Source organism: Rhizobium sp. BK418, from assembly GCF_004341105.1.
Lineage (GTDB): Bacteria > Pseudomonadota > Alphaproteobacteria > Rhizobiales > Rhizobiaceae > Rhizobium.
On sequence record NZ_SLZK01000009.1, the window covers coordinates 82,781 to 96,382 of the forward strand.

Genomic DNA, 13,602 nt, shown 5'->3' on the forward strand with positions numbered 1-13,602 from the left:
GGTTAATTTCTGACGATCCATACCGGATTGCTAATTAACCAATTTGAATAGATTGGAGAAGTCTTCGATATATTATCCGCCGTTTCGTAATATATTTTTCATCAATATATTAATCCCGGTTCAATTTTATCATTATTATACTTGTGCAGCGCAGCATTTTTGTTGGTAACCGGCGCGAGTGTGTGCTTGTAACATACGCACACAATACCGGAAAGGAAGGCGGCGTAGAAAACCGAAAAGCCCGGAATCTGGATGGAAAAGTCGACAAGCGCATGACCCCAGACGAGAATAGTCGTCGCCAGGCCCAGCACTGCATAGTGCCGGCTGCGCTTTCTGTTGCGATAGCCGCGCCAGAAAGTCAGTAGGAGGGCCGCGAGGACAAGTGATGCGAGAATTGGAAATATGACGCCAAGCGTCAAAAAACCTTCGAGATAAGTGTTGTGTGCCCGATCAAAGATATTGAAGATACCGCAGCGGGAATCCCGATAACCGGAAAATACAGTTCGAAACGTGCCAAAGCCGGTGCCAAAAAGCCAGTTGTCGGATGTAGCTTTGATCACATCCGGCCAGATGCAGAAACGAGCGTCATCAAACCCTTGAATGTTCGCTCGTAGCATTGTTTTCGATGTAAAAAGAAGAAAGAATCCCGTGCCTAAGCAGGCAGCGACAATCATGGCAGCTATACGAGACAATATCGAATCCAGTCGCGCGAATGAATGAGGAAATATCCAAAGCCACTGACCTGCTAGGAAGGGAGTGTAGATCAGTATTGCAAGCGCAGTCAGAAAAATCCCGGCGCGTGATTGCGTAAGCAGCAAAGCCGCAAAGGTGGCGCATGATATAACGCAATAGTAGAGACGCGGTAGCGTCGCGCCTTTCTGCAACTCACGCGATGCATTGTCGGCTTTGAAAAGGAAAGAATCAAATAGAAGCGTGAGCTGCATCAGCAAACCCAAGCCAAAAAAAGTGGCATTGGTATTCCTGTTCACGAAGGTGGCTGTCAGGCTTTCTCGATAGGCGGTTTTCGCCTCGCCGAGAAGTGTGCCGGGAAGGAACAGGAACTGATAGAGACCATATATCGCAAGGATCCCCGCCGCCGAGGCCAGGAGCCTGATCATTATTTGATCATCCTGCGAGCGGTCCGCGACAATGAGTCCGGTTAAAAACGTCACGGCGGGCAGAGCAAATTGCAGCAACGTTGCAAGCGTGTCCGCGGGTTCAACGGAGATTGTCTTCGCTGCCGCCGCCATTGCCCGTGCCCCGGCCCATAGGGGGTCGTCGGAGAGCGCAAAGGGAACCTCGACAGTCTGAAAGATGATCCAAAGAACCGTGAGCGAAAAGACGGCGAGTGCGGCACCGAATATCCATTGTCCGCGCTCTGGTGGACCGTAGATAACGACGGCAATTCCACCCAGTATACACATAAGGATTAGGATCAGCGCCTGAGGCAAAATATCAACCAAGCCGAATGGTAACACTGAAAATACAATCAGGCCGTAGTAAATATAAAGCAGTAAACGAGGAGAAATTCTGAGCGACAGCATGTGTAATAGGAAATGTGGTAGACAAGTCACTGTGACTGCACCAACAGAAAGTAATTTTCAAGAAGTTTTTACTGAATGCACGCAGTAAAGCGAATGCTAATGGATAAAAGGGCAATCGTTAAAATTGTAACTATCGATTTAAGCCGATGAATAATCTTGTTCTGTAGGTTGGCCCATATCTCAGGCAAGGCAAATTCGAATGAGATGTCAGTTGGTTGCATCCAGACTAGGGATTTGTCGTACACCGTATAGAGGCAATATGTCGGCTCATAAATTTCTGGCTGCACTCGTCCTGGTTTCCTTCGCTGGTACTCAGAATTTGCATGCCGGTGCGCTGTCTGGCCTGACACGTGATCTGAACGAAACTCCGTCGGTCAAATATATCCAGGTAAGAAAAAGGACTATGGCGCCCTTCGCGCATGTTATGTTCTGTGCGCGTCAGCCGCAGGAGTGTGAGGCAAAAGGCGGTGCGGCCGTTGTGGCACTCAGCACCTATGCCGATAAGCAGCTGCGCGCCGTCAACGCCTCGGTCAACCGCTCGATCGTTCCGCGCAACGACGCAAGCGGGAAGGTCTCTGACGATGTGTGGGAAGTGAACGTCAAAAGCGGCGACTGCGAGGACTTCGCTCTGACCAAACGTGACCATCTTATCGCGATGGGTTGGTCGTCGAAGGCTCTCAGAATCGCGGTAGCAAGAACGCCCTATGGCGAAGGCCACGCGGTTTTGGTGGTGAAGACCAACGTTGGTGATCTGGTGCTCGATAATCGCACCAATGCTATAAAGACCTGGGATAAAACCGATCTGAATTGGGTTATGATCCAATCTGCGGATGATCCGCGGGTGTGGTACGAATTGTAGAAGGCTTCACCTGCCGGCGGATGTTGGCGGGATAGAACCAGCTAGCGCAATGCGCGATGCCGCGTTCGAAGCAGACGCGATCGAACATGTGCAGCGCGGAACGAGCTATCGACCCCGCCTGGAAACCAGCAGGTAAGTAGTTCTCCCCTGACCGATCCACAGGCGCAGCTAGATTGATTCCGTCAGTGCGAAGCGATGACCCGGTCCCCGCGGCGACGCATTGCGGTAGGGGAATGGCGTTTGCGGACAGGCCCAATTGGATTGGCTAATGGCCAAACGTAAGCTCGACCTTCTGGTTCCTACGCCTGTTTTTCCAGAGATGCGGCGACTTTTAGCGCGCGGATGGCTCAGCTTCGATGAGGAGCTGATCTGGTTAGGGCCAGCGGTTAGCACGATCCCTTGGCGGATTTCATCCGGAGGTTTTCTTGATGGCGGCACCCTGTTGTTAACGATTTGTTAACCATGAAGCAGCTAAAGCTTTTAAATCGAAATTAACCAAGTTTACTAACGTGTTAACCGACGCACGCTCCATTCGCATCAAGGGCCGATCGTTTCTTGCGGTCGTGCTGACGCCCGACCTGCCGTTCGACAATTGGCTCGCGCGGCTCGACGATCTCGCTGCCCGCTCTGCAGGCTTCTTTCTCGGGAGGCCGGTGGTCCTGGATGTAAGCGAGCTGTCGCTGGATCGTGCTGCGCTGAGGGCGATGGTTCAGGCCCTTGGCGAGCGCGGCGTCAGGGTCATGGGCATCGAAGGAGCGCGGCCCTCTCAGCTCGACGCCAGCATGCCGCCGGGCATGGTCGGCGGGCGTCCTGCCGGTGACGTGGATGTGCCGACTGCGGATGCTCAAGCCGAAGGGCAGCCGCCGCGCAAGGCAAGGCCGTCGGAGGTGCGGGAGGTCGCTGCGCCCATCGTTCGCGCCGTCGCGCCGTCGTTGGTATTGCACGAACCGGTGCGATCCGGCCAGTCGATCGTCTTCCCTGAGGGAGACGTGACGGTCGTTGGTTCGATCGCTTCGGGAGCGGAGGTGATCGCCGGGGGCTCCATCCATATCTACGGCGCGCTTCGCGGAAGGGCGCTCGCCGGATCGGTCGGCAATGCGGCGGCGCGAATTTTCTGCCGCAAGCTCGAAGCCGAGCTTTTGGCAATCGACGGAATCTACAAGACGGCAGAGGATTTGCCAGCAGAATTGCGCGGTCAGGCTGCGCAACTATGGCTTGAGAACGATGCGATCATGGCGTCGCGGCTGATTTAACAGGTAGACGGTTCAAACAGGAGAGGGATATGGGAAAGGTCATTGTTGTAACCTCAGGAAAAGGTGGCGTTGGCAAGACAACCTCGACTGCAGCGCTGGGGGCTGCGCTGGCGCAAAGGAACGAGAAAGTCGTCGTCGTCGATTTTGACGTCGGCCTTCGCAATCTTGATCTCGTGATGGGAGCGGAGCGCAGGGTCGTCTATGACATGATCAACGTCATCCAGGGTGATGCGAAGCTGACCCAAGCGCTGATCCGTGATAAGCGGCTTGAGACGTTGTTCCTGTTGCCGGCATCCCAGACCCGCGACAAGGACTGCCTCACTGCAGAAGGTGTCGAGCAGGTCATCAACGAACTGAAGAAACATTTCGACTGGGTGATATGCGATAGTCCTGCCGGTATCGAGCGCGGTGCGACACTGGCGATGCGGCATGCCGATATCGCAGTCGTCGTCACCAATCCGGAAGTTTCCTCGGTGCGCGATTCCGACCGCATCATCGGCCTTCTGGATGCCAAGACGGAAAAGGCGGAGCGCGGCGAGCGCATCGAAAAGCACCTGCTTCTCACCCGCTACGATGTCACCCGCGCTGAACGCGGCGACATGCTGAAGGTGGATGACGTACTGGAAATCCTGTCGATCCCGCTGCTCGGCATCATTCCCGAAAGCATGGATGTGCTGCGCGCTTCCAATCTCGGCGCTCCGGTCACGCTTGCCGATCAGAATAGCGCCCCGGCCAAGGCTTATTTCGAAGCGGTTCGCCGTCTCAATGGCGAGGTTCTTCCGGTATCGATCCCCGGCGAGAAGCGCGGCCTGTTCGGCAAGATCTTCGGACGGAGGGCAGCATGAGCGTGTTCGATTTCTTTCAGAAGAGAAAAACCGCGCCGGTTGCACGGGAGCGACTGCAGGTGCTGCTGGCGCACGAACGCGCGTCTCCCGGCTCGGATCTCGTGTCTGTACTGAGGGAGGAGATCCTGGCTGTTATCGCCAAACACGTCGAAATCGAAGGCGACCGCCTTCAGATAAGGATTGACCGGGGCGAGAACGTTTCGATCCTCGAAATCGACGTGGAGATCCCCGTCAGGGCTGCCCGGGCGGCATAATTTACGACCGTCAGCCGAAGGACTGCAAAAGTCTTTTGGCTGATTGTCATTGCATCGCTTCTGGAGACAGCGTCAGAGCAATTCGACCGGACAGACCGCAGGCCGGCCGAATTGCGCTGGTGAATGCTAATGGGGCCTTTGGGCGACTGCGATCATTGACTTTGCGAGCGGCGAGATTCGCCCGACATACTCAAAATCGACAGTCTCGAATCCCGTATCCAGCAGGAGCGTCCCAAGGGTTTTCGGCGACCAGAACTTGATGTGGCCATGATCCTTGAGCGGCATATGATGGTCGTCCATCTTGCCGGTTAGTGCCAGTGCCAGATTCTTCCAGTAGCCATGAAATGGCGTCGATACGACGGCCAGACCTCCCGGTTTCACCAGATCAAACATAGTCGACGAGAAAGTCTTCGGATCGTAGACGTGCTCCACCACCTCGAGGCTGATAACAGCGTCGAATGTTCCATACTGGTTGGCAAGATCGTCGTAGGCTGATCCAATTTCCAGCGGAAGATCCGGATAAGCCATATTGGCCTTTGCAATGCCGTCCTGAGAAGGATCAACGCCGGCTACTTCATAGCCTTTGTCAGAAAGCAGGGCTGCGGCCCCACCGGTACCGCAACCAAGATCGAAAACCGTTGTCTGATCGGCGGCTTCGAAATTGTCTTCAAGTACATCGACAATTGTCGGCAGAAGATAGTTATGGGCGGTAGCGGGTTTAGAATGAACATAGGTACTGGCGCTTAGATCGACAGACATATTCCCTCCTTGACCGTGGTCACGGTCAACTACCGTAGGAAGTAGTTGGACGGGAGTTTGATCACAGTGTGTTGTTAATGTGATTATAAGAGCTTGATCGGGATTTCCGATCTTCAGAGAGAGCCGATTGTAGATCTGTCTGGGTTTCGATGATCAGAGGCGTGCAGCGACAGCGTCTTTCGATTTCCTTTAGGTTGTCGGCGCTCGTGTCTGCCTTCGGCCGCTAGAGAATCACCGGCGATAGACCACAGTCCCCGCGGAACGCCTTGAAACTGCTAAGCGCGCGCAGCGAACGGCCGTCATCGATGGCGGCGAGGTCGAGAATGACGGCATTGGCGATGGTCATGGGAACGACTAGCGACTGCGATTCGCCGGCTTCGCCACGGGAAACTGATATCTGCCGATCGGGCGCGGGATCGATGCGGGCACTGAGGAGATCCGTCAGCGCCAGTGTTTTGGCGCCTCTTTCTGCGGCGATCCTTCTAATCTGATGAATGAGCGGCGAGGCTTTGCGAAAGGCGAGCAGCCAGACGACGTCGCCCGGCTTCAACGTCGCCAGCACTTCAGCGATCAGGTGCATCTGGCTTGCCAGATCGATAGACGGATATCCAGAGCGATTGAGCCGCAGCGCGATCAGTGAGGAGAGGGCGGCGGAATGGCCGCGTCCGAAGACTAGTACCCGGCGACAGTCGCGCAGCATTTCCGCAAAGCCTCTGATATCGGCATCGGCAACCGCGTTACGCACCTGCTGGAGAGCTGCAATCTCGCTGTCGAGCACGGAGGAGAGGACACCGCCTTCTTCCGCCCGGACGAGACGGGCTGCCATGCGAGCGGCAGGATTTTCGAAATCGCCGCCGCCTTCAATGAGGTTGGCTTGCAGGAAGGTTCTGAATTCAGGATAGCCCTTGAAGCCAAGACGGCGCGCTAGCCGCACGGCTGACGCCGGATGCACGCCGGCGCGAAAGGAGACGGTCTTGCCGTTTTCCATCGCCGCGCGGATGGGGTCCTGCATCATTACGTCGAGAAGGCGCGTGTCGGCCTCGGTAAGCCTCGTCGAGTTGCGGCTGATGAGATCACCGAGAAGTTGCGGAATTTCGTTCGATCTTTCCATTGCGTCACTTTCGTGGGCAGCTTTCCGGGCCCGGGCGGCAAGCGGCGTCTAGATTCGACGATCTTCAGCTGAAAGATCGACGCGGCTCCCGCTCTGGCTATTGAAAAAGACGGCCCGGTCAAGGTCGCACAATATCCAGAAGTTGTCGGCGTGGCGCGGCACGTCCTTGCGCGGACTGGTCAGCGTGATGCGCCCGGCCGGGCTGTCACAATGTAGGATGATATCGGAACCCGTCATTTCCGACAGCATAAGCCTGCCGGGAAGGGCGGGTTGCTCAGGCTTCTCGACACGGATCGTCATGGATTCGGGGCGCAGCCCGGCTACCAGACCCGAACGGCCCTGCCAGCCGGGAAGATGTTCGACAGGAAGGAAGTTCATCGGCGGCACGCCGAGGAAGCCCGCGACAAAGCGGTTCTGCGGCTGATCGTAGATCGCTTCAGGTGTATCGAACTGCAAGAGATCGCCGTCCTTCATCACGGCAATTCGATCAGCCAGCGAGAGGGCCTCGGTCTGGTCATGGGTGACATAAACGATGGTTGCACCGAGTTGGTGATGTAGTTCCTTGATTTCGGTGCGCATGGCGACGCGTAACGCGTTGTCGAGGTTCGACAGCGGCTCGTCCATCAAGAAGATGGAGCTGTTGCGCGCCATGGCACGGCCCATCGCTACGCGCTGACGCTGGCCGCCGGAAAGTGCACCCGGTTTGCGATCGAGATACGCTTCGAGCTGCAGCGTCCTCGCGACGCTTTCGGCGCGCGCATTGCGTTCGGCTTTCGGCATGCCGCGCAACTCCAGGCCGAAGGCGATGTTCTCGCGCACCGTCATGTGCGGATAGAGCGCGTAATTCTGGAAAATCATGGCGATGTCGCGATCCTGGGGCGCAAGATCATTTGCCCGCCGACCGCCGATTTCGATAAGGCCCTCCTCACAGCGTTCAAGCCCGGCAATCAGCCGCAACAGCGTGGACTTTCCGCAGCCGGACGGACCGACAATGACGACGAATTCGCCTGATTTGATGTCCATGGAGACGCCGTGCAGAATCTCTGGCCCGTCGGGATAGGATTTTCTGATGTCCCGCAGGGAGATGCCGCTCATTGCTCGGCCTCCACACGGAGGCGATTGCGAATGGCGATTGCAAGGCTCGGCCGGTCTGTTGTGAAGATTTTCACGCCAAGCGCCAGAACCTTTTCGATCTGCCGAGCTGAATGGGCCGCCCAGCAGCCGAAGTCGAGGCCGGCAGCATTGACCTCAGCCATCAACGCAGAATCGGCAGTATCCACATGGATGCCGATTTCCGGGATATCGTGGGCCTTCGCGACTTCGATGATGGCTGCGGTTCCAAGCTGCCGCAGTACCGGCGGGCTGACAAGCCAGAGTTTGGGCCGGCTGGTGGCCTTCGAAAGCGCATCCTGCGATTCCACTAGAAAGGAAGAGAAGGTCGTCCTTTCCAGCATGTCGTGGCGGGCAAGGGTTTCGATGACGCGCGGCACAAAATTTTCGTAGGGCCGGCCATCGACGCCCGGCTTGATCTCGCAGCGAAAATCAACCGCGCTGTCGATATAGATCGCACAGAGTTCGTCAAGCGAGATTGGATGTCCGCCGGCGCCGTAGTTGATGATGGCGGCGCGAACTTCAGCCTCGCTCATGGCTGCGATTGCACCACTACGGTCCGTCGTGCTGTCAAGCGTCGCGTCGTGATGAACCATGATCGCGCCATCGGCTGTCGGATGAACGTCGAACTCCACCTCCTCCAGCGACATCTTTGCCGTGGCTGCAAAACCTTGGGGCGTGCTGTCACCGAATTCCAGAGTACCGCCGCGGTGCGAAGCAATGCGTGTCATTCTGTGCTTGTCCTTCTTCATGGTTATTTAACGGCGCCGAGCGTGATACCGCGCACTAGATGGCGCTCGACGAGCAGAAAACCGAGGAGCACGGGCAGGATGCTGAGGGTGGAGGCGGCCATCACGAGAGGCCAGTCGACCAGGCCCTCGCCGGGATTGATGCGATAGAGGCGGGCGAGGCCGATCTGCAGTGTGTAGAGATCATCCTTGCCGACGGCGACCAGCGGCCAAATATAGTTGTTCCACTCTGAGATGAAGATGTAGAGGCTCATCGAGAAGATGGCCGGCCGCGCTATCGGCACGATCACCCGCCAGAGCACCTGCAAGGGTGTGGCGCCGTCCATGTAGGCTGCCTCGTCCAGCGCCTTCGGTATGCCCTTGATATACTGACGCAGAAAGAAGGCTGCAAAGCCATTCGATATCGCCGGCAGGATGAGGCCGGCATAGGTATCAAGCAGCCCCGCCTTGGCGAGCGTCAGATAATTTGGAATGAGGCTGATATGGCTGGGGATCATCAGCGTGGCGACCGTCGCACCGAAGAGAAGATTTCCGTCCCGGAACCGGTAGCGCGCGAAGGCGAAGGCCGCTGTGGTCGCGACCGTGATGCCGAGCAGCGTCACCAGCCCCGACACGATGATGCTGTTGAGGAGATAACGGGCGAAATTATACTCGGCGACAGCGCGAACATAGTTATCCAGGGTGAACTCGTATCTGCCTGTATAATAGGACTGCGCGGTCTCGAACGACATCCAGATGGAATAAAGCACAGGCGAAAGGAAGATCAGCCCGGCAGACAGCGCAAGACCTGTGACGACAGCGTTCTTACGCTTCATAATGGACCCTCCGGCCTATGACGAAGGATTTGATCAGCGCCAGCATAATCAGAAAGATGAAAAGCAGGACGGCGAGCGCCGAACCTCTGCCGATGTCGAAGAGCGTAAACCCTATGCGATAGAGCAGATTAACGAGCATGTCGGTAGCACCCGCCGGGCCGCCATGGGTCATGATGTTGACGATGGTGAAGACCTGGAAGGCCTCTATGACGGAAATAACCAGGAGGAAGTAGGTGGTCGGCATGACGAGCGGCACGGTCACCCGCCGGAACACGTGGAAACGCTGGCCGCCATCGACGGCGGCGGCGTCATAGAGTTCCTGCGGCACAGCCTGCAGGCCGGCGATATAGATGATGATATCGTAGCCGAGCTGTTTCCACGTATTGACGAAGATCAGCACCCACAAAGCAAGTTGCGGATCCTGCAGCCACTGCACCTTGCCGAGACCGAGCGAGGTCAGAGCAGCATTCACCATGCCGTAGTCGGTAGCGAAGATCCATGAAAAGACGACAGCGATCGAAACGGTCGATGTGACGGAGGGAAGAAACAATGCCCCGCGCAAGAGCCGCGAGGGCAACGTCTCACGGACGAGGTAGCTCGCGACCGCCAACGCCAGAGACAATCTGATCGGTACGGAGATCAGCGCGAAGATAGCGGTGATCTGTAACGAATTCCAGAAGTCGCGAGAGTTCAGCAACAGGCGGTAATTATCGAAGCCGACGAAAGGCATGGTCGGCGACAGGAAGTCCCAGTGCCGAAAGCTGAGGTTCACACTGGTAATAACGGGAATATAGGTAAAGACCGTGATGAAGAGGATCAGCGGTGCGACCAGGAGATAGGGTGTGAGTTTTCGCAGCATGGGGACCGAGACAGTTGAGACGACGGGCCTCATGGTCCACCGTCTTGCTGAAGGGAGAGGCTTAGTTGCTGGAACGCTTGGCTTCTTCGCGGGTCTGTGCGGCGAAGTCCTTCATCGTCTCGGCAACGTCGCGCTGGCCGAGCGCCATGGCTTCCCACATCTTGTATTCGGTCGTACGCATCCAGGTGACGACCGGCGGACGGGCACGGCCATGGGCGAAATCGAGCTGCTTGATGGCGACATCGATGCCCTGCTTCTTGGCGAGCGCTTCGGCGGCGGCGGGCTGGGCCGCACTCTTCTTGTTGATCGGCAGGTAGCCTGTCGCGGCGAACCAGATGGCGTTTGCCTCCGGCGAAGCGGCATAGCTGATGAATTTGTAGGCTGCGTCCTGGACGTTCTTCGAAGAAGTCGAGAGGATACCGATACCAGCGCCGCCGATCGGAACGGAGCAGACCTTGTTGCAGGGCATCGGGCGGACTTCGAGCTTGTCACCGAGCGCCTTCTTGGCGCCGCCATAATCACCCGTCGAGTTCAGGGAAATGCCGACCTTGCCGGCATAGAAGGCGTCGCGGCCGACATCTTCATCGGTGACGCCGTCGGGAGAGGCAACCTTGTGGTCATGAACGAGCGAGGCCATCCACTGATACGCTTCGATCGTATTTGGCGAGTCGAGCAGGATGTCGTTGGTCTTGGAGTCGATGAGCTCGCTATCGTTGGACATGACGAGACCCCAGCGGGCGAACTGACCGGGAGCAGCAATGCCGGTGATGCCTTCCGAGCCGAGTTTTTCGGTAATTGCCTTCGAAACGGCAAGAATGTCTGCGAAAGTTTTGAGGGACGGTTCCGTCGTGAAGCCGGCGCGCGCCAGGATGTCCTTGTTGTAGTAGAGGACCGGCGTGGACGAGTTGAACGGCACTATGTAGTTCTTGCCGTTATAGACGCCGACTTCACGGGCATAGTCGTAAAGGTCGTCCTTCAGCGGGTCGGCATTGAAATAGGGTGTGAGGTCGATCAGGGCGCCGCGATCGGCAAAGAGGCCGTAGCGGGTGACTTCCATGATGACGGCATCGGGGGCGCGATTGGCGGGAATGGCCGCTTGCAGCTTTGCGACGATATCGTTGTAATCGCCAACAAATTCGCCTTCGATGTGAATGCCGGGATTGGCCGCTTCGAAATTGGCGATGATCTTGCTGAGCGCCTCGCCGGACGACTTGCTGAAGCTGTGCCAGAACTTCACCGTCGTATCGGCATGTGCCGAACCAACCATGGACATCAGAGCGACGACGCTGGCCGCAATCGTATTCTGCAATTTAACTGACATAATACTTCTCCCTTGCAAAAGAAATTGCATCACGTGTTGGCGACGATTAGCGGGCAGACGAGACAGTTTCTTGAAGGCTGTGTGAAGTTTTGGTGACTGGGCGGGTGTATGGATGGTTCAACGCTGCGTCGGAATAACTACGTCAATATTCTCGATATAAAATGCACGCAGAGGGTGGCATATTTACAAAAAGACAACCGAACGGTCTTTAATAAAATTCGCCATAGGTTGCATATTTTGCAAAACTTCTTTCAAAAAGCTCAGTAATGATTGTTTTAAGATAACAGAGGCACCAAAAATGGAGCGCCGAGACTTCACGCACTGATTGATATATTCAGCAAAATATGCTTGATGGAATTCAGTTTTAGTAAACAAATCGATAGCGGCGTGTCTCTATCTCGAACATGGTATGCATTTCTTGCGGTCGCGGTTGCTAGTGGATTTATCAATCTGCTGCATTTGACCGGCTCTTTATTTATGCTCGAAGTCTATGATCGCATTTTGCCGAGCAAGAGCATCCCATCTCTGATTGCCTTATGTATGCTTGTCCTGTTGCTCTACGGCTTTCAGATGGGGTTCGATGTCGTCCGTGGTCAGATGCTGACGCGGGTAGCCGATATTCTGGACCAACAACTGGAAGGCCGCATGTACAGGGCGCTGCTCAAAGTGCCTTTTTCCGGTGAGGTCAAGGGTGATGGTCTGCAGGCTCTTTCCGACCTCGACCAGATTCGCGGGTTTCTTTCTGGTAACGGTCCCAACGCCCTGTTTGATTTCCCGTGGCTGCCATTTTACCTGCTCATTTGCTTCCTGCTTCATCCCTGGATCGGGGTCAGTGTCCTGATCGGTGCCGTCATTCTGGTTATTTTGGCGGTGCTGACGAATTGGTCCACCGCAGCGCTGAACGAGAAGGCGGCGAGTGCGCGCGGCCAGCGTAACATTTTTGCAGGTAGCAGTGTCCGCAACGCCGAAGCCATTCAAGCCATGGGCATGTCAGGCACGATGATGGCGGTATGGCGGGAGCTGCACGGCCAGTACAAGCGCGAGAGCCGAAGGGCGGCCGATATTGTCGGTGCCTACGGCGCTGCGTCGCGTGTGGCCCGCATGATCATCCAATCGGGCGTCATGGCCGTGGGGGCTGTGCTCGTAGTGAGTGGCGACGCTACCGCGGGCAGCATCATTGCCGGATCGATTCTTTCGGCAAAAGCGCTTGCGCCGGTGGAGCAGGCGATCGGCAATTGGCGCAGCTTCACATCCGCCCGGCAGGGTTGGAAACGCCTTCAAAAGTTTTTCGAAATTGCCCCGGAAACAGAAAGAGCGCTGTCTTTACCCCGACCGGCCTTCACATTCTCGGTTGAAAATTTGACCGGAACTCCGCCCAACGGGTCTACAGTCACGCTGGCTGACGTTTCATTCGAGCTTCAGGCAGGAAGCGCACTCGGCGTCATCGGACCGAGTGCATCCGGCAAGTCAACGCTTGCGCGTCTGATCGTCGGTGCCTGGCCGATACGCTACGGCAAGGTGCGGTTTGACGGAGCGAATCTCGATCAATGGGACATGGATGAGCTTGGTCAGTATCTAGGCTACCTGCCGCAAACGGTCGAATTAATGGCTGGCACGGTTGCGCAGAATATCGCTCGTTTCCAGCCTGATGCGACGCCCGCCTCGATCATCGATGCCGCAAAAGCTGCAAATGTTCACGATCTTATCTTGAACCTGCCAGAGGGCTACAAGACCAAGGTTGGAGCCAATGGCGACGCACTCTCAGCCGGGCAGAGACAGCGTATTGCCTTGGCGCGAGCGCTTTATGGGGACCCTTTCCTCGTCATATTGGATGAACCCAATTCAAACCTGGACGCGGAAGGTGAAAACGCTCTCAACGGCGCGATCGCCAACGTGAGGGCGCGAGGCGGCATTGTGATCGTCATCGCACATCGGCCGAGCGCGCTTGCGAATGTGGATCTGGTTGCGGTTATTGCAGCTGGCAAGCTGCAGCGGTTCGGCACGAAGGAAGAGATTTTCGGGCAGGTACTGCGTCAGAATATCCGGCCGGTCACATCGGATCAACAGCCGCGAGTGATCGAAGATGCTGGGTCATCATCCGCTGCGAATGACGTGTGATGAGG

At 56.4% G+C, this 13,602-nt stretch carries 13 protein-coding genes; 5 read left to right on the forward strand and 8 right to left on the reverse strand.

The genetic code is table 11. From position 1 onward, the window contains the following. Window positions 1–101: 101 nt before the first annotated feature. Window positions 102–1,544: an O-antigen ligase family protein gene (locus tag EV281_RS27745; RefSeq protein WP_132657714.1), complete on the reverse strand. Its 1,443-nt coding sequence runs from the start codon at window positions 1,542–1,544 to the stop codon at window positions 102–104. 259 nt (window positions 1,545–1,803) lie between these two features. Here EV281_RS27745 and EV281_RS27750 point away from each other — a divergent pair, with 259 nt between their 5' ends. The 4 genes from EV281_RS27750 (at window position 1,804) to minE (ending at window position 4,755) form a co-directional block, all read left to right on the forward strand. Further along, the gene (locus EV281_RS27750) at window positions 1,804–2,403 is read left to right on the forward strand and encodes a transglutaminase-like cysteine peptidase (protein WP_132657716.1); all 600 of its coding nucleotides are present in this window, start codon (window positions 1,804–1,806) and stop codon (window positions 2,401–2,403) included. A 509-nt stretch (window positions 2,404–2,912) separates the two neighbouring features. Further along, the gene (gene minC / locus EV281_RS27755) at window positions 2,913–3,656 is read left to right on the forward strand and encodes a septum site-determining protein MinC (RefSeq protein ID WP_132657718.1); all 744 of its coding nucleotides are present in this window, start codon (window positions 2,913–2,915) and stop codon (window positions 3,654–3,656) included. Between the two features lie 29 nt (window positions 3,657–3,685). Next, complete coding sequence (gene minD / locus EV281_RS27760) at window positions 3,686–4,501, forward strand: septum site-determining protein MinD (protein ID WP_132657720.1); 816 nt, start codon at window positions 3,686–3,688, stop codon at window positions 4,499–4,501. Next, window positions 4,498–4,755, forward strand: coding sequence for a cell division topological specificity factor MinE (gene minE, locus EV281_RS27765; protein ID WP_132657722.1), 258 nt, complete (start codon window positions 4,498–4,500; stop codon window positions 4,753–4,755). Before minD ends, minE begins: the two co-directional genes overlap by 4 nt. A 126-nt stretch (window positions 4,756–4,881) precedes the next feature. On the opposite strand, the gene EV281_RS27770 is transcribed toward minE, so the two are convergent. From EV281_RS27770 to EV281_RS27800, 7 genes are all read right to left on the reverse strand, one after another. Continuing rightward, on the reverse strand, window positions 4,882–5,514 hold the full coding sequence (locus EV281_RS27770; RefSeq protein ID WP_132657724.1) for a class I SAM-dependent methyltransferase: 633 nt from the start codon (window positions 5,512–5,514) through the stop codon (window positions 4,882–4,884). 223 nt (window positions 5,515–5,737) lie between these two features. Next, complete coding sequence (locus EV281_RS27775) at window positions 5,738–6,625, reverse strand: MurR/RpiR family transcriptional regulator (RefSeq protein WP_132657726.1); 888 nt, start codon at window positions 6,623–6,625, stop codon at window positions 5,738–5,740. Between the two features lie 48 nt (window positions 6,626–6,673). Beyond that, the gene (locus EV281_RS27780; protein ID WP_132657727.1) at window positions 6,674–7,720 is read right to left on the reverse strand and encodes an ATP-binding cassette domain-containing protein; all 1,047 of its coding nucleotides are present in this window, start codon (window positions 7,718–7,720) and stop codon (window positions 6,674–6,676) included. Next, the gene (locus EV281_RS27785; RefSeq protein WP_132657729.1) at window positions 7,717–8,466 is read right to left on the reverse strand and encodes a glycerophosphodiester phosphodiesterase family protein; all 750 of its coding nucleotides are present in this window, start codon (window positions 8,464–8,466) and stop codon (window positions 7,717–7,719) included. The genes EV281_RS27780 and EV281_RS27785 overlap by 4 nt, the downstream gene beginning before the upstream one ends. A 23-nt stretch (window positions 8,467–8,489) precedes the next feature. After that, the gene (locus tag EV281_RS27790; protein WP_132657731.1) at window positions 8,490–9,299 is read right to left on the reverse strand and encodes a carbohydrate ABC transporter permease; all 810 of its coding nucleotides are present in this window, start codon (window positions 9,297–9,299) and stop codon (window positions 8,490–8,492) included. Beyond that, a complete protein-coding gene (locus EV281_RS27795) occupies window positions 9,289–10,158 on the reverse strand; it encodes a sugar ABC transporter permease (protein ID WP_132657824.1) in 870 nt (289 codons plus the stop codon). The genes EV281_RS27790 and EV281_RS27795 overlap by 11 nt, the downstream gene beginning before the upstream one ends. A gap of 61 nt (window positions 10,159–10,219) precedes the next feature. Beyond that, window positions 10,220–11,479 (reverse strand): ABC transporter substrate-binding protein, encoded by a 1,260-nt coding sequence (locus EV281_RS27800; RefSeq protein WP_132657733.1) that lies wholly within the window; start codon window positions 11,477–11,479, stop codon window positions 10,220–10,222. Between the two features lie 351 nt (window positions 11,480–11,830). On the opposite strand from EV281_RS27800, the gene EV281_RS27805 reads away from it, so the two are divergent. Further along, complete coding sequence (locus tag EV281_RS27805; RefSeq protein WP_132657825.1) at window positions 11,831–13,597, forward strand: type I secretion system permease/ATPase; 1,767 nt, start codon at window positions 11,831–11,833, stop codon at window positions 13,595–13,597. Window positions 13,598–13,602: the final 5 nt, after the last annotated feature.